Genomic DNA, 25,344 nt, shown 5'->3' on the forward strand with positions numbered 1-25,344 from the left:
CTCCTTCTGGCGTGGATGCCGGTCCTGGCGCAGTCGCGCAGCGCCACGGTCAGCCAGCTCCGGCTCGAGCAGGCCGACGACGGTGTCTACCTCAGCGCCCAGGTGCAGTTCGAACTGCCCGGACTGGTCGAGGAGGTGCTCGACAAGGGGATCGCGATCTATTTCGTGGCCGACGCCGAGCTCTACCGGGAGCGCTGGTACTGGACCGACCTCAAGGTGGCGCAGGCCACGCGCCACATGCGGCTCGCCTACCAGCCGCTCACGCGCCGCTGGCGGCTCAACGTCTCTCCGGTGCCGATCACGAACGCGGGCTTCGGCGTTTCGCTGAACCAGAATTTCGACACCCTCGAGGATGCGCTCGAAGGCGTGCGGCGCGTGGGCCGGCTGCGGCTGGGCGACATCGCCGAGATCGGTGACGATCACGTGCATCCCGTGAGCTTCCGCTTCCGGCTCGACACCTCGCAGCTGCCGCGGCCCTTCCAGATCGGCGTGGTCGGCCAGGCCGACTGGAACATCTCGGCCGAGCGCAGCGCACGCCTGCCGCTGGAGAAGGCCAAGTGAGTACCGATCCACGCGGCGGCGCAGCAGGGGCGCCGCCACCGCGCCGCCGTTCCCGCGCCATGCGCTGGGCGATCGGGGTCGGCGCCTTCCTGGTCACGGCCATCGGCCTGGTGCTGATGTTCCTGCTCGCGCAGTCCACCAACAACCGTGCCTTCTACGAGGAGAACTACGCGCGTCTGTTCGGCATCAACGTGGTGGTCGCGGTGGTGCTGCTGCTGGTGCTCGGATGGGTCGCGTTCCGGCTGCTGCGGCGCCTGCGCCAGGGCAAGTTCGGCAGCCGCCTCTTGATCAAGCTGGCCGCCATCTTCGCGCTCGTGGGCGTGGTGCCCGGCGCGCTGGTGTACCTCGTCTCCTACCAGTTCGTTGCGCGCTCGATCGAGAGCTGGTTCGACGTCAAGGTCGAAGGCGCGCTCGACGCCGGCCTGAACCTGGGCCGCGCCACGCTGGACTCGCTGTCCGACGACCTGGTGAGCAAGGTGCGCAGCGCGAGCAACCAGCTGGCCGAAGTGCCCGACGCGAGAGCGGGCCTGGTGCTCGAACGCATCCGCGACCAGCTCGGCGCCACCGACGTGGTGCTCTGGACCGGCAACGGCCAACTGGTGGCCGGCGCGGGCGCTTCCCGCTTCCAGCTCAATCCCGAACGGCCCACGCCGCAGCAGTTCCGTCAGGTGCGCGCCGACCGCGCGATCGCGCACATCGAAGGCCTCGACGAGACGCCCGCGCCCGGCGCCGCGCCGCCGCCGCCCGCCAGCGTGCGGGCGCTCGCGCTGGTGCAAAGGCCGGGCTTCGAATTCAACACCGAGCCGCGCTTCCTGCAGGTCACGCAGCCGCTGCCGCCGGCGGTGGTGGCCAACGCGCTGGCCGTGCAGGAAGCCAACCGCGAGTACCAGGAAAGAGCGCTGGCGCGCGAAGGGCTGCGCCGCATGTACATCGGCACGCTCACGCTGACGCTGTTCCTCGCCGTGTTCGGCGCGGTGCTGCTCGCGGTGCTGTTCGGCAACCAGCTCGCCCGCCCGCTCCTGGTGCTGGCCGAGGGCGTGCGGCAGGTGGCCGGTGGCGATCTGCGCCCCACCGCGGTACTGCAGGGCAAGGACGAGCTGGGTGGCCTCACGCGCTCCTTCGCCGTCATGACGCAGCAGCTGGCCGATGCGCGCGGCGCGGTCGAAAAGACCATGGGCGAGCTCGATGCGGCGCGCGCCAACCTGCAGACCATCCTCGACAACCTGACCTCGGGCGTGATCGTGCTCGATCCCCAGGGCACCATCCTGTCGACCAACCCGGGCGCCACGCGCGTGCTGCGCGCGCCGCTCGCGGCCTACGAAGGCCAGTTGCTGGCCGACGTGCCCGCCCTCGCCGAGTTCGGGCAGAGCGTGCAGCAGCAGTTCGACGAGTTCCAGGTCGAGCGTCTGCAGCACGGTCTCGACCACTGGCAGCATGCCTTCGAGCTGCATGCGAGCGGGGAGGGCATGTCGCAGGACGCCATCAACATCGTCGCGCGCGGCGCGGAGCTGCCGGGCGATGCCAGGCTCTTGGTGTTCGACGACATCTCCGAGATCGTGTCGGCCCAGCGTGCCCAGGCCTGGGGCGAGGTGGCGCGGCGCCTGGCGCACGAGATCAAGAACCCGCTGACGCCGATCCAGCTCTCGGCCGAGCGCCTCGAAATGAAGCTCACCGGCAAGGTCCCGCCGGCCGAGGAAGCGGTGCTCGCCAAGTCGGTCAAGACCATCGTCGACCAGGTGGACGCGATGAAGCGCCTGGTCAACGAATTCCGCGACTATGCGCGCCTGCCCGCGGCCGACCTGAAGCCGGTGGACCTCAATGCGCTGGTGGCCGACGTGTTGCAGCTCTATGGCGGGGAGAACGCGCCCATCGCGCTGCGCTCCGAACTGGACGAGCGCTGCCCGCCGATCCGCGGCGATGCGCAGCAGATCCGGCAGGTCGTTCACAACCTGTTGCAAAACGCGCAGGACGCGGCCGAGGCTGCCGCCAGCGGCAGCGAGCGGGCCGGCGAGGTCGTCATCCGCACGCGGCTCGGCGACTCGGGCCAGCGCGTGCGCCTCACGGTGCAGGACAACGGGCCGGGTTTCGCCGAGAACATCCTCAAGCGGGCCTTCGAGCCCTACGTCACGACCAAGACCAAGGGCACCGGGCTCGGCCTCGCGGTGGTCAAGAAAATCGCCGACGAGCACGGCGCCCGCATCGAACTTTCGAATCGCATCGTTGATGGGGCTGTGGCTGGCGCACAAGTCTCGTTATCATTCGCGCTGGCAGGCGAGGCGCAGGGAGCGCTCGCACACACCGAAGATTCGAGGTCGCCGTCCGCCTGAGCGCTCCTGCAGTGCGCGCGGGCCGGCAAGCGAGCCCTCTCTATCTACACAGGCGCACAACACAAGCATTCATGGCAAACATCCTCGTGGTCGACGACGAGCTGGGCATTCGGGACCTGCTCTTCGAAATTCTCAATGACGAAGGCCACAACGTGGAACTCGCCGAGAACGCGGCCGAAGCGCGCGCAGCACGGCAGCGCGCGCGCCCGGACCTGGTCCTGCTCGACATCTGGATGCCCGACACCGACGGCGTCACGCTGCTCAAGGAATGGTCAACCGCCGGTCTGCTGAGCATGCCGGTCGTCATGATGAGCGGGCACGCCACCATCGACACCGCGGTCGACGCCACGCGCATCGGCGCCTTTGCCTTCCTCGAAAAACCCATCACCTTGCAGAAGCTGCTGAAAGCGGTCGAGCAGGGACTTGCGCGCGAAAGCGCACGCCGCGCCGCGGCGAGCGTGGTGCCGGCCGCCGCCAACAATCTCTCCGCGGTGGTCACCACGATCGGCGAGAACGCGCTGGTTCCTTCGGCGCCGCAAATATCTGCGGTCGACACCGGCCCGCAATCCACGCAGAGCTTCGACCTCGACCGTCCGCTGCGCGACGCGCGCGACGGATTCGAGAAAGCGTACTTCGAATTCCATCTCGCGATGGAGAACGGCTCGATGACGCGCGTGGCCGAGAAGACGGGCCTCGAACGCACCCACCTCTACCGCAAGCTCAAGCAACTTGGCGTCGACCTGTCGAGAGGCCGCCGAGGCACTGTATAATTGCGGGCTGCACACCAAGGCCCGGTAGCTCAGTTGAGTCACACAAGACCAACTGATCAGCCGCAAGTCGAGGCGTACATGGCCCGGTAGCTCAGTTGGTAGAGCAGCGGATTGAAAATCCGCGTGTCGGTGGTTCGATTCCGCCCCAGGCCACCACCCCCTCTTCTCGTACGATCCCAAGACAGCTCAAGAGTCCTTGTAAATCGAGGACTTAGCCTGAAAAGGCGGCTCAGGCGATATCGTCAAATCCCACAGCGTCCCGTTTCTTGCGCAGCGAGAGCGAAGCATCAATGTTGTCTTGCGAAGCGCCGACGTGAACGCGCATTGGAGAGCAGTTGACGTCGCTGCGGCTGGCTGAGTGCAGCAGCTAGGGTTCGGACAGTAGAGGGCCGTCGCGATTCCTGGGCTCACTGCCGTCGGTCAGCCATCGAAATTGGCTGGCTCAAAGCGTCATTGCAACGGGCCGGCTACCTGGGAAGGATGCGACACCGATTGCATCATTGGTGGCGTTGAGCCGCGGATGCGTCTCCTCGCCCCACAGGTGTAGCGCAAGGCCCCGCGCAGCCGAAGAAGTACGAAAGCGTCGCGGTGTCGGTGGCCCGCAACCCGTTTGACGATCCCCAATCGTTGGACGACTCGGCGCTGCGGCCAGCGTTTTCAGTCAGGCGTCTTTGGCCGCGCGTTTGACAGTAGCCAGAAGAGCCCCGGCACCTATGAAGGTGAGACCTGATAGTCGGTTGAAGAGCTTGGCTCGCCCTTTGACCTGCAACCATGGCGCAACACGCGAGGCAAACGTGGCGTAGAACATGAGCCAGAACAGCTCGAAGCACACGAATGTGCCCCCTAGAAGCAGGAACTGCGGAAGCTGAGGCGCGGCCGGATCGATGAACTGAGGGAAGAACGCCGTGAAGAACAGCAATGCCTTCGGATTGCTCGCGCCGACCAGCAAACCCTTGACGTAGAGCGCCAGGCGGCTTGCTCGGCTAGCGACCTGGGACGGAAGGTCAAAACTCGATGTCGTGGACCGCAGCGTGCCGATGCCGATGTAGAGGAGGTAGCCGACGCCAAACCACTTGATCGCGTGGAACAGCGTCTCGGACGTGGCAAGCGCCGCGCCTACGCCGACGGCAGAGCACGTCATGATGCCGACCACCGCTGTGACGCTGCCGATGGCCGAAAAGAATGTGCGTCGCGCACCATGGTTGACTGCGTTGGTGACGCACATCAGGACGCTGGGGCCGGGCGTTACGGTCAGAACAAAGACAGCTGCGACATACAGCAACCATGTTTGGAGGGACATGCAGATTCCTAGCGAATGAAGAGGACTTCTCCGTCCCGAACTGGCCGCGATGCGGCAACCGGCATCGAAGTGCCGCGATGCGACGTGCGAATTCTCGCCTCCTAAGACCGAACCGGGAAATTTCAGCGGGCTGCTGTTGCAGATCTACCGCGCGGCGCAGGAGCTGGCCAAGGCTGCGAGGTCTACTCGGCCGCGACATAGTCCGGGTACTGACGGCAGATCTCGTCCACCGCGCTGAGCGTGCCCGACAGGTGCCTGCGTAACGCGGCCTGGGCGGCGGTCGGGTCCTTTGCTTCGATGCCGCGCACGATGGCGCGGTGGTCGCGCAGGATCGCCTCGGTCTTGCCGGCAGTGGGCAAGTGCAGGAGGCGCAGCCGGTCCACGTGGCCCGAGACGCGGCCCACCAGCTCCCACAGGTCGGGCACGCCGCCGGCTTCGTACATCAGGCGATGGAAGGCGCGGTCGGCGCCGACGAAGTCGCCGTAGCGCTGTGCCGCCGACAGCGCTGCCTGCCGGGCGATGGTGGCCTTCATCTGCTCGATCAGCCCCGCGGGCGCGTCCAGCGCGAGCTGGTGTACCAACTCCAGCTCGATGGAGCGGCGCAGGAAATGCGCCTGGCGCGCCGCCGCGATGTCGATGCGGCTGACCAGCGTGGCGTGCTGCGGGAACACGTCCACCAGTCCTTCTTCACTGAGGCGCAGCAGCGCCTCGCGCACCGGCGTCTGGCTCACGCCGAAGTGGTCGGCCAGTTCCTGCCGCGCCAGCACGGTGCCGGGTGCCAGTTCCAGCGAGAGGATGGCGTCGCGCAGTTGCTCCAGCACCTGGGGCGCGGCCAGGCGGGTGCGGTCGAGTCGGATCTTGGGGAGGGCACTCATCGGGGTCGGATTGTGGCATTGACGTACTAATATATTAGTGTTTTAATCCCGTCGACGCGACCTGCGGTCCAAGAGACAACCCCCCAATGAAACGCCCCTACGAATCGCTGCGCAGCGCCCGCTGGTTCGCGCCCGACGACTTCCGCTCCTTCGGCCACCGCTCGCGCGTGCTGCAGATGGGCTACAGCTATGCCGACTGGATGGGCAAGCCGGTGATCGCCATCGTCAACACCTGGAGCGATGCCAACCAGTGCCACGCGCATTTCAAGCAGCGGGTGGAGGACGTCAAGCGCGGCATTCTGCAGGCGGGCGGCTTCCCGCTGGAACTGCCGGCCATCTCGCTGTCGGAAAGCATGGTCAAGCCCACCACCATGCTCTACCGCAACTTCCTGGCGATGGAAACCGAAGAGCTGCTGCGCAGCCACCCGGTAGACGGCGCGGTGCTGATGGGCGGCTGCGACAAGACCACGCCCGGCCTCACGATGGGCGCCCTCAGCATGGGCATCCCCTTCATCTACCTGCCGGCCGGGCCCATGCTGCGCGGCAACTGGAAGGGCAAGGTGCTGGGCTCGGGCTCCGACGCCTTCAAGTACTGGGACGAGCGCCGCGCCGGCCGGCTCGGCGAGCAGGCCTGGGCCGAGATGGAAGCCGGCATCGCCCGCAGCCATGGCACCTGCATGACCATGGGCACGGCCGCCACCATGATGGGCATCGCCGAGGCGGTGGGCCTGAGCCTGCCGGGCGCCTCCAGCATTCCCGCGGCCGACGCCAACCACATCCGCATGAGCGCCGACTGCGGCCGCCGCATCGTCGAGATGGTGTGGGAAGACCTCACGCCCGCGAAGATGCTCACGCGCGCCAGCTTCGAGAACGGCATCGCCTGCGCGATGGCCATGGGCTGCAGCACCAACGCCATCGTGCACCTGATCGCGATGTCGCGCCGCGCCGGCCATGCGGTGAGCCTGGATGACTTCGATACCTTCAGCCGCCGCGTGCCCGTCATCGCCAACATCCGGCCCAGCGGCGACGCCTACCTGATGGAGGACTTCTTCTACGCCGGCGGCCTGCCCGCGATGCTGGAGCGCATCCGCGGCCACCTGCACACCGAGGCGCTCACCGTCAACGGCCGCACCCTCGGCGAGAACATCGAAGGCGCCGAGGTCTATGACGACGATGTCATCCGTCCGCTCGCCAACCCCATCTATGCGGAAGGCGCACTCGCCGTGCTGCGCGGCAACCTGGCGCCCGACGGTGTGGTGATCAAGCCCAGCGCCTGCGCGCCCCACCTCCTGCAGCACAGCGGCCGCGCGCTGGTGTTCGACGACTACCCGGCGCTCAAGAAGGCGGTGGAGGACCCCGAACTCGACGTGACGGGCGACGACATCCTGGTGCTGCGCAACGCCGGCCCGCGCGGTGCCGGCATGCCGGAGTGGGGCATGCTGCCGATCCCGACCAAGCTGCTGAAGCAGGGCGTCAAGGACATGCTGCGCTTGTCCGATGCGCGCATGAGCGGCACCAGCTACGGCGGCTGCCTGCTGCACTGCTCGCCCGAGGCGGCCATCGGCGGCCCGCTGGCGCTGGTGAAGACCGGCGACCGCATCAGCGTGGACGTGCCGGCGCGGCGCATCCACCTTGAGGTCAGCGACGAGGAACTCGCGCTCCGCAAGGCCGGGTGGACGCCGCCGCCGCCGCGCTACGAGCGCGGCTACGGCTGGATGTTCGGCCGCCACATCAAGCAGGCCAATGAAGGCTGCGACTTCGACTTCCTGGAAACCGGCTTCGGCAAGCCGGTGCCCGAGCCCGACATCTTCTGATCCGCCTTTAAACCCCACCTTCTTTCGAGAACGGAGACCCCACGTGAATCCCGCCACCCGCGAGCAGCTCATGAACGTGAGCACCGCCACCCTGTGCACGGCCCTGTTCAAACGCGGCCTGCGCAACCAATTCATCCAGGACGTGCGACCGCTCAACCCGGCCTTGCCCAACATGGTGGGCGAGGCCTTCACGCTGCGCTACATGCCGGCGCGCGAAGACCTGAACCCGATCAGCGTCTTCCTCGACCGCAACCATCCGCAGCGCCAGGCGGTGGAGCAATGTCCCGAAGGCGCCGTGCTGGTGATCGACAGCCGCAAGGACGCGCGCGCCGCCTCGGCCGGCGGCATCCTGGTCACGCGGCTGATGAAGCGCGGCACCGCCGGCGTGGTGACCGACGGCGGCTTCCGCGACAGCCCCGACATTGCGAAGCTCGGCTTCCCGGCCTACCACTGCCGCCCCAGTGCGCCGACCAACCTCACGGTGCATCAGGCCATCGACATCAACGTGCCCATCGGCTGCGGCGACGCGCCGGTGTTTCCCGGTGACGTGATCGTGGGCGATGCCGAAGGCGTGATCGTCATCCCGGCACACCTGGCCGACGAGATCGCCGCCGAAGCGATCGAGATGACGGCCTTCGAAGACTTCGTGCAGGAAAAGGTGCTCGAAGGCCGCTCCATCCTCGGCCTGTACCCGCCCACCGACGAACAGAGCCGCGCCGACTTCGCAGCCTGGCGCCAGGCCAAAGGCCGCTGAGGTCTTTTCCTTTTTTCACTCCCGAGGAGACAAACCATGCGCTTCACCCGCCGCGCCGCCGCGCTGCTTCTGGCCGCGCTCGCCCCTGTGGCCGCCTGGGCCCAGGCACCCGAATGGCCGGGCGCCAAGCCCATCGTCTACGTCGTGCCCTTCACGGCAGGCGGCTCCACCGACATCGTCGGCCGCACGCTGGCCCAGAAGCTGAGCGAAAGCCTCAAGCAATCGGTGGTGGTCGAGAACAAGCCCGGCCAGGCCGGCGGCATCGGTGCTGCCTACGTGGCCAAGGCCGCGCCCGACGGCTACACCCTCTTCGGCGGCACCATCAGCACGCATGCCATCAACGCCAGCCTCTACAAGAAGCTGCCCTACGACCCGTTGAAGGACTTCGAGCCGGTCTCGCTGGTCGCGCGCCTGCCCAACGTGCTGATCGTCAACAGCCAGCTCGGCGTGAACTCGGTGGCCGAACTGGTGGCGCTCTTGAAAAAGGACGAGAGCAAGCGCAGCTTCGCGTCATCCGGCGCCGGCACCTCCACCCACCTGGCCGGCGAGATGTTCGCCGACCTGATCGGCGTGAAGCTCACCCATGTGCCGTATAAGGGCACGCCGCCGGCCATGACCGACGTGGCCGCGGGGCTGGTGCCCTTCATGTTCGATCAGGTGACGGCGGCGCTGCCGCTGGTCAAGAGCGGCAAGCTCAAGCTGCTGGCCGTGACCACCGGCAAGCGCATCGCGCTCGCGCCCGAGCTGCCGACCATGATCGAATCGGGCATTCCCGGCTTCGAGATGTCGTCGTGGCAGGCGGTGTACGCGCCCAAGGGCACACCCAAACCGATCGTGCAGCGCCTCAACGCCGAGATCGTCAAGGCGCTCAAGCAGCCCGACGTGCAGGCCAAGCTCTCGGACCAGCTGGCGATGGAAATCGTGGGCAGCACGCCGGAAGAACTGCGCGAGCACATGGCCCGCGAGATCCCGCGCTGGGCCGAACTGGTGAAGAAGTCCGGCGCGACGGCGGACTGATCCGAATCAACCGCGATCAGTGATCGTGGTGCAGGTAGGCCGCCTGCCGCGGCAGCCGCCAGCTCACGAAGAAGGCGATCGCCATCATCGCTGTCACGTACCAGAAGAAGCTCGATTCGTGGCCCAGCGACTTGAGGCCCAGGGCCACGTATTCGGCCGAGCCGCCGAAGATCGCGTTGGCCACCGCGTAGGCCAAGCCGACTCCGAGGGCGCGCACTTCGGGCGGGAACATCTCGGCCTTCACGATGCCGCTGATCGATGTGTAGAAGCTCACGATCGCCAGCGCCACGATGATCAGTACGAAGGCGAGCCCCGGGCTCGTCACGCTTTGCAGCGCAGTGAGGATCGGCACCGTGGCCAGCGCGCCGAGTCCACCGAACAGCAGCATGTTGTTGCGCCGGCCGATGCGGTCCGACAGCGCACCGAAGACCGGCTGCATGCACATGTAGACGAAGAGGGCGCAGGTCATCACGTAGCTGGTGGTCTTGATCGGCAGGCCGACCGTGTTGACCAGGTACTTCTGCATGTAGGTGGTGAAGGTGTAGAAGATCAGCGAGCCGCCCGCGGTGAAGCCCAGCACCGTGAAGAAGGCCGCCTTGTGGTGGCGGAACAGGCCCGCGAGCGTGCCGGCCTCCTTGTTGCTGCGGCTCTCGGTGCTCGAAGTCTCGTGCAACTGCCGGCGCAGCTGCATCGCGACCACGGCGGTGATGGCGCCGATCACGAAGGGAATACGCCAGCCCCAGGCCTTGAGTTCGGCCTCGCTCAGCAGCTGTTCGAGAACCACGATCACCAGCACCGCGAGCAGCTGGCCGCCGATCAGCGTGACGTACTGGAAGGACGAGAAGAAGCCGCGCTGGCCGCGCAGCGCCACCTCGCTCATGTAGGTGGCGGTGGTGCCGTACTCGCCGCCGACCGAAAGTCCCTGAAACAGACGCGCGACCAGCAGCAGCGCTGGCGCCCAGGCGCCGATGCTGTCGTAGGTCGGCAGACAGGCGATCGCCAGCGAGCCCGCGCACATCATCGTGACGGAGATCACCATCGAGGTCTTGCGACCCTTGCGGTCCGCGATGCGGCCGAACAGCCAGCCGCCGATCGGTCGCATCAGGAAGCCGGCCGCGAAAACGCCCGCGGTGTTGAGCAGTTGCGCGGTGGGGTCGGATTTCGGGAAGAACGATGCCGCGAAGTAGATCGACGAGAACGCGTAGACGTAGAAGTCGAACCACTCGACGAGATTGCCTGAAGAGGCCCCGACGATGGCGAAGATGCGGTGGCGCTTTTCTTCGGCGGTGTAGTGCTGCGGCACCGTGGCGTCCGCGGCAATGCCCGAAGCGGGCGTGACTGCGCTCATGCGAGCCTCCGTGTCTTGGTGTGTTGTACGGGAGAACCCTCATGCTAAGGCCGCCGGCCACCCGGCATCGGCCAGACGCCGCGATGTCCCTAGAAATCGACCAGGCTCAGGCCGATGCTCAGCACGGTGCGCTTGCGGTTGTAGTCGACCAGCGTGTCGCCATAGCCGTGAAACAGCTGCGTGTGGAAGCGCAGGTTGCTCCTGCTCGAGTTGCCGAGGTCCTTGAGCCATTCGAGCCGCATCGAACCGCGCCCGCTCTCGCGCAGGTTGTTGCGCACCGTCAGCCCGAGCGTGTTGTAGGGGTTCAGATTCCAGCGGCCCGTGAGCTCGGCGCGGCCGATGTAGTTGGAGATGTCGGGGTTGTCGTCCTTCGCAGCATCCTCATGCAGGCGCTGCCACACGCGGCCGGTGAGGGTGAAGCGGTCGTCCAGCTCCATGCCGCCCATCAGGTAGACGCGGTTCCAGCTGCGCGAATAAGGCAGGCTCTGTCCGTTCGACTGGTGCACCAGGCCGAGGCCCGCATAGCGCCAGCGCCAGCCGCCCGCCAGCTGCACGTCGGTGGGATAGACATACATCAGTTCCGGCTCGTGGTCGGTGGTGCGGAAGGGCCGCGAGATCGCGCCGTTGAAGAGCTGCCAGGTGGACTGCTGGCTGTAGCCGAACCACAGCGAATCCTTCTTGACCGGATCGTTCAGCGTCAACATGCCCTGGATCAGCTTGGTGCGCACCGAAAGCCCGATGCGCATCTCGTTGGCCTGGTAGGCGATGTCGCTGCCGTTGTGGCCGGCAGAGGGCGAGGTCGGCGTCTGCGGCTTGTCCTTGGCCGCCGAGGCGGACACGTTGAGCGGCCGGTAGGCGCGGAAGCTGAAGGTGCCGCAGTCGGTGCCATTCTCGAGTTCCCAGAAACGCGAGAGCGCGGAGTACTGGCGGTCGCGGCAGCCTTCTTCGGTGGCGACGGAGACCACGCGCGTGGCGGGCACGGCGGCGTCCACCGGCGCGGGCGGCTGCGTGTTGGCGAGCACGGGCGGCGCCGCCGGTACCGAGGCCGCGGGCAAGGTCTGCTGCTGGGCCCAGCGGTCGAAGCAGGCCAGCCGCGCCTCCTTACTGTCGGCGAGGCGCTGGCACTGCTGCCAGGTCAGCTGCGCTTCGGCCAGAGGGCTCTGCGGTCTCTCTGCAGGTTGCGCGTGCGCGCCTGCGATGCCGAGGCCGGCAAAGAGCGCCGCGAAAGTGGTGGTGCGTGTGTTCATCATTGCCAACTGCCCGTCTTGGTTAGTACAAAAGGACGTGTGCTGTCGTCGGCGGCGTTTCGCCAGGTTCCTTTGAACTCCTTGCCGCAGGATCCGGCCTGCAGCTCGCCGAGCCAGACGCCGCTGATCGCGCGGCCGTCCATCGATTCGTCGATGTTGAGTTGGCCCTCGTCGTCGATGTCGCCCGCGAGCTGCGCGACCGAGGGGCTTGCCGCGCCGCCGTCACGCGTGATGGTGCCGCGCACGCCGGCGTATTCAGGATGCTTGGCGAGTTGCAGCCGCGCGATGCCCGGCACGCCTTCGAAGCGTGCCTCCCATTGGCCATAGAGCGCCTCGACCGGCAGGTCGCGGCCGCTGGCGGGGCATGCCGGCTGGGCTCCGGCGCTGCCGGCGGCAATGCACAAAGCAGTGAGCAGCGCGTGGCACTTCATGGGGCTGCCGCGGCGGCCGCCGCTGCGGCAGCGTTGTCCTGGACCTTGCGCGCGAATTCGGCGCGCAGTGCCTTGAGTTTCTCGCGCGGGTCTTCCTTGATGGTCTTCTTGTCGAGCGCCATCTCGGCGATGAAGCGGCTCGGCTGCGCCGGCACCATCTCGCGGCCCTGCTTGCGTCGCTTGGTCCAGCTCACCGCCAGGCTGCGCTGCGCGCGCGTGATGCCCACGTACATCAGGCGGCGCTCTTCCTGCAGGCGCTGCAGCGTGTCCTCGCTGACCTTCTCCTGCCGGCCGCCGTCGTCGTCGAGCTTGAAGGGCAAGAGCCCCTCGGTCACGCCGATCAGCATCACGTGCGGCCATTCGAGGCCCTTGGCCGCATGCAGCGTGGAGAGCGTGACCACGTTCTGGTCCTTCTCCCGTTCGCTGATGGTGGAGAGCAGCGAGATGGTCTGCGCGACTTCGAGCAGGCTCTTGCGTTCGCTCTCGACCGTCGCTCCGGAGGCATCGTCGATCTGCCCGCCGCAGCGCTGCGACATCCAGTCGCAGAACTCGAGCACATTGGTCCAGCGGCTGGCCGCGGCCTGTTCGCTGTCCTCGCCGTCGTAGAGGTGCTTCTCGTAGTCGATCTCTTTCAGCCAGTCGGCCAGGAAGCTGCGCGCGTCCTCGGCGCCCATGGTGCGGCGCGCGCGGTATTCGAGGTCGTTGATGTAGCGGCCGAACTCGTGCAGGCCTTCCTGCGCGCGCTTCGGCATCACGCTCGGCAGCGAGGGCGAGAACAGGGCCTCGAACAGGCTCAGCTTGTACTGGCTCGCGAAGGTGCCCAGGCTGGCCAGCGTGGTGTGGCCGATGCCGCGCTTGGGCGTGGTCACGGCGCGCAGGAAGGCCGGGTCGTCGTCGTTGTTGACCCAGAGCCGGAACCAGCCGCACAGGTCCTTGATCTCGGCGCGGTCGAAGAAGCTCTGGCCGCCCGAAACCTTGTAGGGGATCTGCGCTTTGCGCAAGGCCTGCTCGAACACCCGGGCCTGGTGGTTGGCGCGGTAGAGGATCGCGAAATCGCGGAACTCCTTGTACTGCTGGCCTTGCGTGGTGGCGTCGCCGCCGCGCAGGCTCTGGATGCGCGCCACCGTGCGTTCGGCCTCGTGCGCCTCGCTGTCGGCATCGACCACGCGCACCGGCTCGCCCTCGCCGAGTTCGCTGAACAGCGTCTTTGGAAAGAGCTTGGGGTTCGGTCCGATCACGTTGTTGGCCGCGCGCAGGATCGCGCTGGTGCTGCGGTAGTTCTGCTCGAGCTTGATGACCTTGAGATTCGGGTAGTCGATCGGCAGCTTCTTCAGGTTGTCGAGCGTCGCGCCGCGCCAGCCGTAGATCGACTGGTCGTCGTCGCCCACCGCGGTGAAGCGCCCGCGCTCTCCTACCAGCGCCTTCAGCACCTCGTACTGCGTGGCGTTGGTGTCCTGGTATTCGTCGACCAGCACGTGGCCGAGCGCGGCCTGCCACTTGGCGCGCACCTCGTCATGCTGCTGCAGAAGCTTGAGCGGCATGCCGATGAGGTCATCGAAATCCACGCTCTGGTAGGCAGCGAGCCGCTCTTCGTAGCGCCCCATGATGCGCGCCGTGATGCGCTCGTTGTCGTCGGCAGCCTGGGCCTCGGCCTGGGCGGCATTGAGCCCCATGTTCTTCCACTTGCTGATGGTCCACTGCCAGATGCGCGCGGTCGCGGCGTCGGTGGTGCCGCCGGCGTCCTTCAGGATCTTCGTCACGTCGTCGCTGTCGAGGATGCTGAAGGCCGGCTTCAGGCCCAGCACGGCGCCGTCTTCGCGCATCATGCGCACGCCCAGCGCGTGGAAGGTGCACACCACCACATGCTTCGCGTCGCGTCCGATCAGCCCCTTGGCGCGCTCGCGCATCTCGGCTGCTGCCTTGTTGGTGAAGGTGATGGCCGCGATGCGCTTGGGCTCCAGCCCCGCCTGGATCAGGCGCGCGATCTTGTGCGTGATGACGCGCGTCTTGCCCGAACCCGCACCCGCGAGCACGAGGCAGGGACCGTGCATGTAGTTGACGGCTTCTTGTTGCGCGAGGTTGAGACCGGAGGACATGAGGCGAGGGGAAGGGGGCGCAAAGCGGGCAATGATACGGGGCGCCGTCGGACGACCTCAGATGTATGGCGGTGTTAAACCCGTTCGCATTTGTGATCGGCGCCGCCGCATGAAGAAAACAAGACATCCGCTCACCATCGCCTTCTGGTCCGCGCTCGCCACGGTGGCGGCAGCGCTGGTCGTGCTGAACTTCCTGCCCGGCGAAAAGAAGATCGAGCAGCACATCGAGCGCGAGTAGAGCCTGCACGATGCGCAGTTCCGCCGTGCGATGGGCGTCCTGCTCGGGCCGCCGGTCACGGAGGGCAACCGGTTCGAGGCGCTGATCAACGGCGACCGGATCTTTCCGCCGATGCTCGCGGCCATCCGCGGCGCGAAGAAGAGCGTCACCTTCGAGACCTACATCTACTGGTCCGGCGACATCGGCCGCGCCTTTGCCGATGCGCTGTCGGAACGCGCCCGCGCCGGCATCAAGGTGCGTGTGCTGCTCGACTGGGTAGGCAGCCAGAAGATCGAGGAGAAGATTCTGCAATCGATGGAAGAAGCAGGCGTGGAGATCCGCAGGTTCCACAAGCCGAGCTGGTACGACATCGCGCGTTTCAACAACCGCACGCACCGCAAGCTGCTGGTGGTCGACGGCGTGGTGGGCTTCACCGGCGGCGTGGGCATCGCGCCCGAGTGGACCGGCAACGCGCAGGACCCCGACCATTGGCGCGACTCGCACTACAAGGTGGAAGGGCCGGTGGTCGCGCAGATGCAGGCCGTTTTCATGGACAACTGGATCAAGGTATCGGGCGAGGTGCTGCACGGCGAGCGCTACTTCCCGGCCATTGCGCTGCGCGGCGGCGGTGCGGCCCAGATGTTCAGCAGCTCGCCCTCGGGCGGCAGCGAGAGCATGCACCTGATGTACCTGCTGTCGATCGCGGCGGCCACCAGGACCATCGATCTCTCGAGCGCCTACTTCGTGCCCGACGATCTCGCGCGCGATGCCCTCATCGCCGCGGTGAAGCGCGGCGTGCGCGTGCGCATCATGACGCCCGGCCCGATCATGGACGCGCAGACCGTGCGCCGCGCGTCGCGCGCCGGATGGGGTCCGCTGCTCGAAGCCGGCGTGCAGATGAGCGAATACCAGCCGACCATGTACCACTGCAAGGTGATGGTGGTCGACGACCTGTTGGTGTCTGTCGGCTCGACCAACTTCGACAACCGTTCCTTGCGCCTCAACGACGAGGCGAACCTCAATATCTACGACGAGGCCTTCGCCCGGGCGCAGGTGGCGGTGTTCGAGGACGATCTCGCGAAGAGCAAGGCGGTGGGCTTCGCCCAGTGGCAGGACCGGCCATGGCGCGAGAAGTTGATGGAGCACCTGGCCGCGCTGCTGGGGCCGCAGCTCTGAGTACCGCGGCAACGACAATCGCCCGCGTGCTGCAGATCCTCTTCGTCACCATCCCCTTCTTCGCCTTGATCGCGGCCGGCTACGCAGCGGCTCGCACCGGTGCGCTGCCGCTCGCGGCAATTCCGGGGCTCAATGCCTTCGTGCTCTATTTCGCGCTGCCGTGCATGCTGTTTCGCTTCGGCGCTGCAGCGCCGATCGCGCAGCTGCTCGATGCCGGCGTGGCGCTGGTGTGGGGGGCGAGCGCGTTGATCGTGGTTGCAGCCACGGTGGCCCTGGCGCGCAGGCAGCGCATCGGTTGGAACGATGCGGCCTTCGGTGCGCTGGTGGCGGCGTTTCCGAACACGGGCTTCATGGGCGTGCCACTGCTGGTCGCGATCCTCGGCACGCGGGCGGCGTCTCCGATGATCATCACGATCGCTTTCGATCTGGTCGTGACCTCTTCGCTGTGCATCACGCTGTCGCGCCTGGCCGGCGCCGACGAGCACGATGCGGCCAAGGCAGCCCGACAGGCCTTGCGCGGCATCGTGCAGAACCCGATGCCATGGGCCATCGTGCTCGGCGGGCTGGCATCGGCCACGCGCCTTGGGCTCCCGGCGCCGGTCGAACGCACGATCGCGATGCTGGCCGATGCCGCCTCGCCGGTGGCGCTGTTCACCATCGGCGCGGTGCTGGCGCGCTCGTCGCTGCTGGCGCGCGAGCACCGGGCGAGCGCGCTCGTCGCCGCCGCGATGGGCAGCGCCTCGCAGCCGCTGCGAAAGGCGCCGCTTGCCGACGTGCTCTGCGTCGCGGCGATCAAGCTGCTGCTGCATCCCTTGCTGGTCTATGGCCTCGCGCGAGGCGCGATCGCGCTGGGCCTGCCGCTCGGCCAACCGGCGCTGATGGCGATCGTTCTGGTGGCCGCGCTGCCGAGCGCAAGCAACGTGTCGATGCTGGCCGAGCGCTTCGGCGCCGACAACGGGCGCATTGCGCGCGTCATTCTGTGGACCACCGTGGCAGCCTTCTTCAGCTTTCCCCTGGCGGTGAGATGGATGGCTAGTCGGGGCTAACTTCGGAAGTCCATTGCCGTCGGCAATCTCTGTTTCAGAATATTTCCTACAAGACGCCGTCACTCCTCGGTGGATAGTGTGAACTATTGCTTTTGACTAATGCTTAGGTTTGCATTCGCGCTGCTAAAGTGGCGCCAGATACCGGGGGAACGGCATGACGACTTTGACGCGCTGGGTGCTTTGGGTGGCGTGGCTCGCTACCGTCAGTTGGCTTTGGCTCGTGGGTGCGCTGGGCATCGGTAGTGCGCTCGCGACGGGCGCAGCGAGCCTTTTGCTGTTCGCATGGCCGGGTCATTCGCACCGGCGGCGCCGGTCGGAACTGCGCTATATCGAGATGGGCAAGCAGCCCGTGGGCCTGCCCTGAGCCGCACTCAGATGCTGTGCGGGTCCACGTCGACCAGCCAGCGGATCACGCCCTTGCCCTCGGGCTGCCGTCGCAGTTCGTGCAACAGCGGCTGCCAGGCCGCCAGCAGGCGCTGAAGCGCCGCGCGCGACGCGCTTTCGACCAGCATCTGCGCCCGCTCCACATTCGCCACGCGCTGGATCGCCAGCGGCACGGCCGGGTAGCGGGTCACGCGCTCGGCCCCTTCCAGCGCATCGGCCGCCTCGCTGGCGGCATTCAGAAAAGCCTGTGCCGCCTCCTGCGTCCGGGCGTCGGCCCGCAGCAACGCCTGGAAGGCGTAGGGCGGCATGCCGGCAGCGGCGCGCTCTTCGAGTTCGCGCTGGGCGAAAGCCGGGTAGTCGTGCCGGCGCAGCGCCGCGAACAGCGCATGCTGCGGATGGTGGGTCTGGATCCACATCTCGGCGGTCGCGCCCTGCGCTGAAAGATAGGCGGCGTCGCGGCCCGCGCGTCCCGCCGACTGCATCAGCAGGCTGAACAGCCGTTCCGGCGCGCGGAAATCACTCGAGAAGAGCGCGCCGTCGGGATTGACCGCGGCCACCAGCGTGATGCGCCGGAAGTCGTGGCCCTTGGCGATCATTTGCGTGCCCACCAGCACGTCGACCTCGCCCGCATGCACGGCGGCGAGCTGCGATTCGAGCGCGCCTTGGCGGCGCGTGCTGTCGGCGTCGATGCGCGCGATGCGCACCGCGCTGCCATCGGGCCGCTTCACGCTCGCGAACAGCTCGCCCAGGTGCTCCTCGAGGCGTTCCGTGCCGCGGCCCACCGGCGCGATGTCGGGGTTGCCGCAGGCCGGGCAGGCGCGCGGCACGCGCTCGGTGAAGCCGCAGTGGTGGCAGCGCAGCGTGCGGTCGATCTTGTGGAACACGCGGTAGGCGCTGCAGTGCGGGCATTCGCTCTTCCAGCCGCAGTCGCCGCAGGCCAGCACCGGCGCATAGCCGCGCCGATTGAGGAACACCATGCTTTGCTCGCCGCGCGCGATGCGCTGGCCGATGGCATCGAGCAGCGCGCCCGAAAGCACGGTCCTGGGCGGCTGCAGGTTCATGTCGACCAGCCGAACGGCGGGCAGCGCCACGGCGCCGATGCGCGAGGGCATGGCCAGCCGCAGATAGCGCCCGCCGGCATCCTCGCCCGCGGCCGGCCGGCTCTGGTGCCAGCTTTCGAGCGAGGGCGTGGCCGAGCCGAGCATCACCTTCGCGCCTTCGCGCTGGCCGCGCCACACCGCCAGGTCGCGCGCCGAGTAGCGCGCGCCTTCCTGCTGCTTGTAGCTGGGGTCGTGCTCCTCGTCGACCACGATCAACTTCAGCGCCGGCATCGACGCGAACACTGCCATGCGCGTGCCGAGCACGATGCGCGCTGCGCCGTTGTGCGCCGCGAGCCAGCTGGCCAGGCGCTGCGGATTCGTCATGCCGCTGTGCAACGAGACCACGGTGCCGTCGCCGAAGCGCTCCTTGAAGCGTGCTTCGAGCTGCGGCGTGAGGTTGATCTCGGGCACCATCACCAGCGCTTGCGCGGAGGGCTCGCGCGCCAGCAGCGCCGCCACGGCCTGCAGGTAGATCTCGGTCTTGCCGCTGCCGGTGCTGCCGAACAGCAGGAAGGGGCCGGTCTCGGCATCGAAGCGGGCCAGTGCGTCGGCTTGCTCGGCAGACAGTGCCAGGCCGTCGGGCGCCGCGCCGGTGGCAGGGGAGTGCGCCGGCACGGCTTGGCGCTTGAGCCGCCGCGCCAGCTGCACCGCGCTCAGGTCGCGCAGCTGGGGCGGCAGCGCGGCCAGCGCAATCTCGCCGAGCGAGCGCTGGTAGTAGCGGGCGGCAAAGGCCACCAGGTCGCGCCAGGCATCGTTCAGCGGCGGCAACCCATCGAGCACGGCGGCGACGGGCTTGAGTTCCATGGCGGGCGCCGCGCCGTCCTCGAGCGCATGGACCGCCCATGCCACGCCCAGCACCTCGCGACGACCCAGCGGCACCCGCAGCAAGGACCCGATGGCCGGCGTTTCGGCGCTGGCGTAGCTCAGTACATCCCCTAATGCGCTGTGCGCAGGAGTCTGGACCGCGACGTCGATGCGCCAGTTCAAGGCGTGGTCCTGTTACGGCCGTTGGTTAAAGCAAGTTGTAGCAATGCGGCTTAAGTCGTTGATTTGCCTGCGCTTTGGAAGCCATCCAGAGTTTGTGTGGATAACTTTGTTGATATCCGGGCCCGACTCGCCGCCAGCCCTTGAAAATCAAGGCTTCGGCTGGAATGCCCGCAAAAAAAGCAAAGTTCAAAGTCCATATAAATCAATGACTTAGCGACGCTATCGCTTTAGGAGCAGGGATTTGCGGTCCAAAGATATTTTTGCGCAGCGCAGCAAGTGTTTTGTGCATAAGTCAGTCGGTCCTCACCCTTTCGACTTGACAAATGCGAATCGGTCGTTCTTAGGTACTTACAACCTATAACAGTCGCTTCAGACACGCAGCGCGCGCGATTGCGCATGCACCGCAGCGACCAGCGCCGCAACGTGATCGGGCGGCGTGAACTGGCTGATGCCGTGGCCCAGGTTGAAGATGTGGGTCGGCCCGGTCGAAGCGCGATCGGTGTGCGGCCGTCCGAAGCTCTGCAGCACCTTCGCCACCTCGGCCTCGATCTGCGCGGGCGCGGCGAACAGCACGTTGGGATCGATGTTGCCCTGCAGCGCCTTGGCCCCTGCACCTTCGCCCACGAGTGCGCGTGCGTGGCCGAGGTTGACGGTCCAGTCCAGGCCCAGCACCTCGCAGTCGAGCGCGCGCATGTCTTCGAGCCAGAGTCCGCCGCCCTTGGTGAAGACGATGCGCGGCACCGGCAGGCCGTCGGCACCTTCGCGCTTCAGCTGCGCGAGCACGCGCGCGGTGTAGGCCAGGCTGAAATCCTGGAAGGCGCCGTCGGCCAGCACGCCGCCCCAGCTGTCGAACACCATCACGGCCTGCGCGCCGGCGTCGATCTGCGCGTTGAGATACGCGGCCACGGCATCGGCATTCACCGCGAGCAGGCGGTGCATGAGATCGGGGCGGCTGTAGAGCAGGGTCTTGACCTGCCGATAGTCGCTCGATCCTGCCCCCTCGACCATGTAGCAGGCCAGCGTCCAGGGGCTGCCCGAGAAGCCGATCAGCGGCACCCGGCCATTGAGTGCGCGGCGGATCGATGCGACCGCGTCGAACACGTAGCGCAGCTTGGCCATGTCGGGCACTGCGAGCGCGCCGATCGCGGCTTCGTCGCGCACCGGCCGTGCGAAACGCGGCCCTTCGCCGGCCTCGAAAGAGAGGCCCAGGCCCATCGCATCGGGCACCGTGAGGATGTCGGAGAACAGGATCGCGGCATCGAGCGGATAGCGCTCGAGCGGCTGCAGCGTGACCTCGGTGGCGTAGTCCACGTTGGTGGCCAAGCCCATGAAGCTGCCGGCGCGGGCCCGCGTCGCCACGTATTCGGGCAGGTAGCGCCCGGCCTGGCGCATCAGCCAGACGGGGGTGTGATCGGTGGCCTGGCGCCAGCAGGCGCGCAGGAAAGTGTCGTTCTGAAGTGGCGCGAAAGGCATCCTGCGATTGTCGCAGGGCAGGCTCATTCGGCGGCGCGCCCGGCCTGCCCCAATGCCTGTGCGAGGAAGTCGACGAAGGCGCGCACGCGCGTCGACAGCTGGTAGCGCTGTGGATAGACCGCGTAGATGTCGGCCCCGGGCGTGCGGTACTGGGGCAGCACCTGCACCAGGCGGCCGCTGCGCAGGTAGCGGTTGATGTCCCATTCCGCGCGCATCACGATGCCATGCCCGTCGAGCGCCCACCTGACCGCGATCTCGCCGTCGTTGGTCGTGAGGCTGCCGCGCGTCTTGATGGCCTCGGTGCGCTGGCGCGCGCCGCGGCCGGTGCTCAGGCGCCACAGGCCGTAGGCCTCGTCGCCCTGCCGGATGCCGATGCAGTTGTGACGCATCAGGTCGCGCGGCACTTTCGGCTGGCCGCAGCGCGCCAGGTAGACGGGCGAGGCGCAGAGCAGGCGCTGGTTGGCCGCGATGCGCCGCGCGATGACGCGTGCGTCCGGCGGCTCGCCGAAGCGGATGCAGACGTCGAAGGCATCGTCGCTGAAGGGCGGCGGATTCACCGACAGCTGCAGCTGCACGTCGACCTCCGGATGGCTGCGCACGAAGCGCGAGATCACCGGCGCCACATGCGTGCGCCCGAAGCCCAGGGTCGCGTTCACGCGCAGCAGGCCCTTGGGGCTGCCTTTCGACTGGCTCAGCAGTTCGTCCAGGTCGGCGATCTCGTCGAGGATGCTGCGTGCGCGTTCGAGCAGCACCTCGCCCTCGGGCGTGAGGCTCATGCGGCGCGTGGTGCGGTTGACCAGCGTCACGCCCAGGCGGCCTTCCATCTGCGCCAGCCGCTTGCTGACGGCGGCCGTGCTGATCCCCAGGTCGCGGCCGGCCGCGCTCAGGCTGGGGGCGCTCGCCAGCGCCGAGAAGAAGCCGAGCTCGGCCGGTTGGATGCCGCTGGTCATGGGTATCGATTGTTGAACGCAGGTTAACGATGGCTTGAATCCAGGCCCGCATCGTAGAGCTGTCCGGCTCCTACAGTCAGCCCATCTTTTTCAACAGGGGCTGACTCATGAAGACATACCGCATCGCCACCATTCCCGGCGACGGCATCGGCAAGGAAGTGATCCCGGCCGGCCGTCAGGTGATGGAAGCGCTGGCCGCCGCCTCGGGCGGCCAGCTGAACTTCGAGTTCGAGGATTTCGGCTGGGGCGGCGACTGGTTCCGCCAGCACGGCGTGATGATGCCGGACGACGGCTTGGCCGCACTTCGCGACAAGGACGCCATCCTGTTCGGCTCTGCCGGCGACCCGCACATCCCCGACCACGTCACGCTGTGGGGCCTGCGCCTGAAGATCTGCCAGGGCTTCGACCAGTACGCCAACGTGCGGCCGACGCGCATCCTGCCGGGCATCGACGGGCCGCTCAAGCGCTGCACGCCCGAGCAGTTGAACTGGGTGATCGTGCGCGAGAACTCCGAGGGCGAGTACGCCGGCGTCGGCGGCCGCGTGCACCAGGGCCATCCGATCGAGGCCGCGACCGACGTCAGCATGATGACCCGCGCCGGCGTCGAGCGCATCATGCGCTTCGCCTTCCGGCTCGCCCAATCGCGCCCGCGCAAGCTGCTGACCGTGGTCACCAAGTCGAACGCGCAGCGCCATGCGATGGTGATGTGGGACGAGATCGCGGTGCAGATCGCAAAGGAGTTTCCCGATGTCACCTGGGACAAGGAACTGGTCGACGCCGCCACCGCGCGCATGGTCAACCGCCCCACCACGCTCGACACCATCGTCGCCACCAACCTGCATGCCGACATCCTGAGCGACCTGGCGGCCGCGCTGGCCGGCAGCCTGGGCATCGCGCCCACCGGCAACATCGATCCCGAGCGCCGCTACCCCTCGATGTTCGAGCCGATCCACGGCTCCGCCTTCGACATCATGGGCAAGGGCCTGGCCAATCCGGTCGGCACCTTCTGGTCGGTCGTGATGCTGCTCGAACACCTGGGCGAGGCCGCGACCGCCGCGCGCCTGATGGAGGCGGTGGAGCATGTGACCGCCAACCCTGCGCTCCATACCCGCGATCTCGGCGGCAGCGCGACGACCGACGACGTGACCCGCGCCGTCTGCGGCCACATCGCCGCCGCGCAGGCGCAGCGCCGCGCGGCCTGAGAGAGCGCCGCCGAACACAACGACATGGAGACAGCATGAACTTCCTCTTCGAGCCCCGCCGCCGTCGCTTCGTGCAAGCCGGCGCCCTCGCATTCGGCCTGGCCTCCACGCTAGGGTCCACGCAGGCTTTTGCGCAGCAGCCCTGGCCCGCCAAGCCCATCAGTCTGATCGTGCCCTTCCCCTCGGGCGGCACCACCGACGTGCTGGCCCGCGCGCTGGCCGACCGGCTCTCGCAAAGCCTCGGCCAGCCCGTGGTGGTCGAGAGCAAGCCCGGCGCCGGTGCGACGCTGGGCGCCGACTTCGTGGCCAAGGCCAAGCCCGATGGCTACACGCTGCTGATGGGCGCGGTGCACCACACCATCGCGACCAGCGTCTACAAGAAGCTGCCCTACGATTTCCAGAAAGACTTGGCGCCCATCACCGTCGTGGCCATGGTGCCCAACGTGCTGGTGGTCAACGCCGCCAACACGCCGGCCAAAAACGTCGCCGAACTGGTGGCGCTCGCCAAGTCCGCGAAGGACAAGCTGGCCTACGGCTCCAACGGCAACGGCACCGCGCAGCACCTGATCGGCACGCAGTTCCAGGCCAGCACCGGCGCCGAACTGCTGCACGTGCCCTACAAGGGCAGCGGCCCGCTCACCACCGACCTGCTCGGCGGCCAGGTGGCGATGTCCTTCGACACTATCACGCCGGTGCTGCAGCACATCAAGAGCGGCAAGCTGCGCGCGCTGGCCGTGACCACGGCGAAGCGCTCGTCGGTGCTGCCGGAGGTGCCCACCCTCGAGGAGGCCGGACTCAAGGGCTTCGACATCGGCACCTGGTTCGGCGTGCTGGCGCCGGCGGCTACGCCGAAGGAGGTGGTGGCGCGCCTCAACGCGGAGATGGTGAAGATCATCCAGTCGCCGGACTTCGCCGAGCGCATGCAGGCCATCGGCGCGGAGCCGCTGGGCGGCAGCTCGCAGGAGATGGCAGGCCGGATCCGCGAGGAGACGGCGAAGTTCGCGAAGCTGGTGAAAGAAGGAAAGGTCGCGATCGATTAGGGCCTGAGCAGGCCCTTAGCGCCAGGGCGTTGCGCCCCTGGTGAGCCGCGAATGCTCGACCATGATGCAGTGGTCCTGCACCACTTTCAGCCCGGCCGCGCGGCCCTTGGCCGCTGCTGCCTGATTGATGATGCCGAGCTGCATCCAGAGCGCCGGTGCGCCGATGGCGATGGCTTCGTCCATCACCGGCGGCACGTCTTCGGCCTGGCGAAACACGTTCACCAGGTCGATCTTCTCGTGCTTCGCGGCCTCTCTCAGCGTCGGATAGGCCTTCTCGCCGAAGACCTCGCGGGTGTTCGGATTGACCGGCACGATCCGGAAGCCGCGCGCCTTCATGTATTGCGAGACGCCGTAGCTGGTGCGATGCGGGCTCGGCGAGAGGCCGACGACGGCGATGGTGCGCGTGCGCGCGAGCAGCGCTCCGATGTCGGTGGGTGGGGTTGCGTCTTTCATCGCGCCATTTTGCGGCGCGGCGCGCAACCGTACCGTGCTCAGGCCTTGTACTTGATCGAGCAGCCGTAGGGCTTGGTGGCCGCCGCGCTGATCGGCTTGCCGCCGAAGGCTTCGCCGAGCGCCTGGTTCACGTAGTTGGTGGCGCTCTTGACGTCCTCGGCGCGCGCCGACGCAATGCTGTCGATGCCGCCCGCGTACACCAGCACACCCTTGGGATCGATGATGAAGAGATGCGGCGTGGTGCGCGCGGCGTAGGCGCGGCCGATCACGCCGTCTTCGTCCATCAGCACGGCCGTGGGCGCGGCCGACTGCTCCTTCATCCAGGCATCGAGTGCGGCCGGTTTCAGGTAGTCGCTGGCGGCGCGCTCGGTCGAGTTGACCGACAGCCAGACCACGCCCTTGTCGGTGGCCGCCTTCTGGGTGGCAGGCATGTTGCCGCTGCCGTAGTGCTTGCGCACGAACGGGCAGCCCGGATTTGTCCATTCGAGCACCACGAACTTGCCGGCGAAATCCGACAGCCGGTGCTGCTTGCCGCTGGTGTCGACGGCGACGAAATCGGGCGCCTTCTGGCCCACGGCCGGCGCGGCCATGGCGTGGGTGCCCATGAGGAAAGTGGCGCCGAGCGCCACCGCGGCGGCCACCACGGCGCGGCGCGAGGCCCGGCTCAGGGCCGCGCGGGCATTGCGCGCGGCACGGTAGGAACGCGAGTCGGAGGATGACGATGAAGGCATGGTCAGCTTGAACTCCCAATCAATATATTCAACAACCGCCACAGC

At 67.5% G+C, this 25,344-nt stretch carries 21 protein-coding genes, 1 tRNA gene and 1 pseudogene; 12 read left to right on the forward strand and 11 right to left on the reverse strand.

The genetic code is table 11. The features are described from left to right. Window positions 1–15 precede the first annotated feature (15 nt). From BLS74_RS30675 to BLS74_RS30690, 4 genes are all read left to right on the forward strand, one after another. A complete protein-coding gene (locus BLS74_RS30675) occupies window positions 16–561 on the forward strand; it encodes a DUF4390 domain-containing protein (protein WP_244504095.1) in 546 nt (181 codons plus the stop codon). Beyond that, window positions 558–2,888, forward strand: coding sequence for a sensor histidine kinase (locus BLS74_RS30680; protein ID WP_170855778.1), 2,331 nt, complete (start codon window positions 558–560; stop codon window positions 2,886–2,888). Before BLS74_RS30675 ends, BLS74_RS30680 begins: the two co-directional genes overlap by 4 nt. Before the next feature lie 71 nt (window positions 2,889–2,959). Beyond that, window positions 2,960–3,658 (forward strand): response regulator, encoded by a 699-nt coding sequence (locus BLS74_RS30685; protein WP_093111303.1) that lies wholly within the window; start codon window positions 2,960–2,962, stop codon window positions 3,656–3,658. Window positions 3,659–3,738: 80 nt separating this feature from the next. Next, window positions 3,739–3,814 (forward strand) — tRNA-Phe (locus BLS74_RS30690). A 505-nt stretch (window positions 3,815–4,319) separates the two neighbouring features. Here the strand turns inward: BLS74_RS30690 and BLS74_RS30695 are convergent. Beyond that, window positions 4,320–4,958 (reverse strand): LysE family translocator, encoded by a 639-nt coding sequence (locus BLS74_RS30695; protein ID WP_093111305.1) that lies wholly within the window; start codon window positions 4,956–4,958, stop codon window positions 4,320–4,322. Window positions 4,959–5,140: 182 nt separating this feature from the next. Beyond that, window positions 5,141–5,833 (reverse strand): GntR family transcriptional regulator, encoded by a 693-nt coding sequence (locus BLS74_RS30700; protein WP_093111307.1) that lies wholly within the window; start codon window positions 5,831–5,833, stop codon window positions 5,141–5,143. A gap of 86 nt (window positions 5,834–5,919) precedes the next feature. Between BLS74_RS30700 and araD the strand changes: the two genes are divergently transcribed. From araD to BLS74_RS30715, 3 genes are read left to right on the forward strand one after another with little or no spacing between them, the layout of a single operon-like run. Beyond that, window positions 5,920–7,647 (forward strand): L-arabinonate dehydratase, encoded by a 1,728-nt coding sequence (gene araD, locus BLS74_RS30705; protein WP_093111309.1) that lies wholly within the window; start codon window positions 5,920–5,922, stop codon window positions 7,645–7,647. A 43-nt stretch (window positions 7,648–7,690) separates the two neighbouring features. Further along, a complete protein-coding gene (locus tag BLS74_RS30710) occupies window positions 7,691–8,401 on the forward strand; it encodes a ribonuclease activity regulator RraA (RefSeq protein WP_093111311.1) in 711 nt (236 codons plus the stop codon). 36 nt (window positions 8,402–8,437) lie between these two features. Next, window positions 8,438–9,418, forward strand: coding sequence for a Bug family tripartite tricarboxylate transporter substrate binding protein (locus tag BLS74_RS30715; protein WP_093111313.1), 981 nt, complete (start codon window positions 8,438–8,440; stop codon window positions 9,416–9,418). A gap of 16 nt (window positions 9,419–9,434) precedes the next feature. Here BLS74_RS30715 and BLS74_RS30720 read toward each other — a convergent pair whose 3' ends face one another. The 4 genes from BLS74_RS30720 to BLS74_RS30735 all read right to left on the reverse strand — a co-directional run bounded on the left by BLS74_RS30720 (window position 9,435) and on the right by BLS74_RS30735 (window position 14,540). Further along, window positions 9,435–10,766: an MFS family transporter gene (locus BLS74_RS30720; protein ID WP_093111315.1), complete on the reverse strand. Its 1,332-nt coding sequence runs from the start codon at window positions 10,764–10,766 to the stop codon at window positions 9,435–9,437. A gap of 89 nt (window positions 10,767–10,855) precedes the next feature. Further along, window positions 10,856–12,016, reverse strand: coding sequence for a phospholipase A (locus tag BLS74_RS30725; protein ID WP_093111317.1), 1,161 nt, complete (start codon window positions 12,014–12,016; stop codon window positions 10,856–10,858). After that, window positions 12,013–12,444, reverse strand: a complete 432-nt coding sequence (locus BLS74_RS30730; protein ID WP_093111319.1) for a hypothetical protein — start codon at window positions 12,442–12,444, stop codon at window positions 12,013–12,015. The genes BLS74_RS30725 and BLS74_RS30730 overlap by 4 nt, the downstream gene beginning before the upstream one ends. After that, window positions 12,441–14,540, reverse strand: coding sequence for an ATP-dependent helicase (locus tag BLS74_RS30735; RefSeq protein ID WP_093111321.1), 2,100 nt, complete (start codon window positions 14,538–14,540; stop codon window positions 12,441–12,443). The genes BLS74_RS30730 and BLS74_RS30735 overlap by 4 nt, the downstream gene beginning before the upstream one ends. A 109-nt stretch (window positions 14,541–14,649) precedes the next feature. Here BLS74_RS30735 and BLS74_RS30740 point away from each other — a divergent pair. From BLS74_RS30740 to BLS74_RS30750, 3 genes and pseudogenes are all read left to right on the forward strand, one after another. Continuing rightward, window positions 14,650–15,933 (forward strand): annotated as a pseudogene (locus tag BLS74_RS30740) (phospholipase D-like domain-containing protein). A gap of 26 nt (window positions 15,934–15,959) precedes the next feature. Further along, window positions 15,960–16,979 carry an AEC family transporter gene (locus BLS74_RS30745; protein WP_093111323.1) on the forward strand — a complete coding sequence of 340 codons (1,020 nt, stop codon included), beginning with the start codon at window positions 15,960–15,962 and terminating at the stop codon, window positions 16,977–16,979. A 154-nt stretch (window positions 16,980–17,133) separates the two neighbouring features. Then, window positions 17,134–17,343, forward strand: a complete 210-nt coding sequence (locus tag BLS74_RS30750) for a hypothetical protein (protein ID WP_093111325.1) — start codon at window positions 17,134–17,136, stop codon at window positions 17,341–17,343. A gap of 7 nt (window positions 17,344–17,350) precedes the next feature. Here BLS74_RS30750 and BLS74_RS30755 read toward each other — a convergent pair whose 3' ends face one another. The 3 genes from BLS74_RS30755 to BLS74_RS30765 all read right to left on the reverse strand — a co-directional run bounded on the left by BLS74_RS30755 (window position 17,351) and on the right by BLS74_RS30765 (window position 21,873). Beyond that, a complete protein-coding gene (locus BLS74_RS30755) occupies window positions 17,351–19,450 on the reverse strand; it encodes a primosomal protein N' (RefSeq protein WP_093111327.1) in 2,100 nt (699 codons plus the stop codon). Window positions 19,451–19,819: 369 nt separating this feature from the next. Beyond that, a complete protein-coding gene (gene hemE, locus BLS74_RS30760) occupies window positions 19,820–20,923 on the reverse strand; it encodes a uroporphyrinogen decarboxylase (RefSeq protein ID WP_093111329.1) in 1,104 nt (367 codons plus the stop codon). A gap of 23 nt (window positions 20,924–20,946) precedes the next feature. Continuing rightward, entirely contained in the window at window positions 20,947–21,873 is a 927-nt protein-coding gene (locus BLS74_RS30765; RefSeq protein WP_093111331.1) for a LysR family transcriptional regulator, read from the reverse strand. 107 nt (window positions 21,874–21,980) lie between these two features. On the opposite strand from BLS74_RS30765, the gene BLS74_RS30770 reads away from it, so the two are divergent. Further along, the gene (locus BLS74_RS30770; RefSeq protein ID WP_093111333.1) at window positions 21,981–23,075 is read left to right on the forward strand and encodes a tartrate dehydrogenase; all 1,095 of its coding nucleotides are present in this window, start codon (window positions 21,981–21,983) and stop codon (window positions 23,073–23,075) included. A 35-nt stretch (window positions 23,076–23,110) separates the two neighbouring features. Further along, on the forward strand, window positions 23,111–24,115 hold the full coding sequence (locus BLS74_RS30775; protein ID WP_093111335.1) for a Bug family tripartite tricarboxylate transporter substrate binding protein: 1,005 nt from the start codon (window positions 23,111–23,113) through the stop codon (window positions 24,113–24,115). Between the two features lie 15 nt (window positions 24,116–24,130). On the opposite strand, the gene BLS74_RS30780 is transcribed toward BLS74_RS30775, so the two are convergent. Continuing rightward, entirely contained in the window at window positions 24,131–24,568 is a 438-nt protein-coding gene (locus BLS74_RS30780; protein ID WP_093111337.1) for a CoA-binding protein, read from the reverse strand. Window positions 24,569–24,606: 38 nt separating this feature from the next. Beyond that, on the reverse strand, window positions 24,607–25,299 hold the full coding sequence (locus tag BLS74_RS30785; RefSeq protein WP_093111339.1) for a redoxin domain-containing protein: 693 nt from the start codon (window positions 25,297–25,299) through the stop codon (window positions 24,607–24,609). Window positions 25,300–25,344: the final 45 nt, after the last annotated feature.

This window comes from Variovorax sp. CF079 (assembly GCF_900101545.1).
Classification (GTDB): Bacteria; Pseudomonadota; Gammaproteobacteria; order Burkholderiales; family Burkholderiaceae_C; genus Variovorax.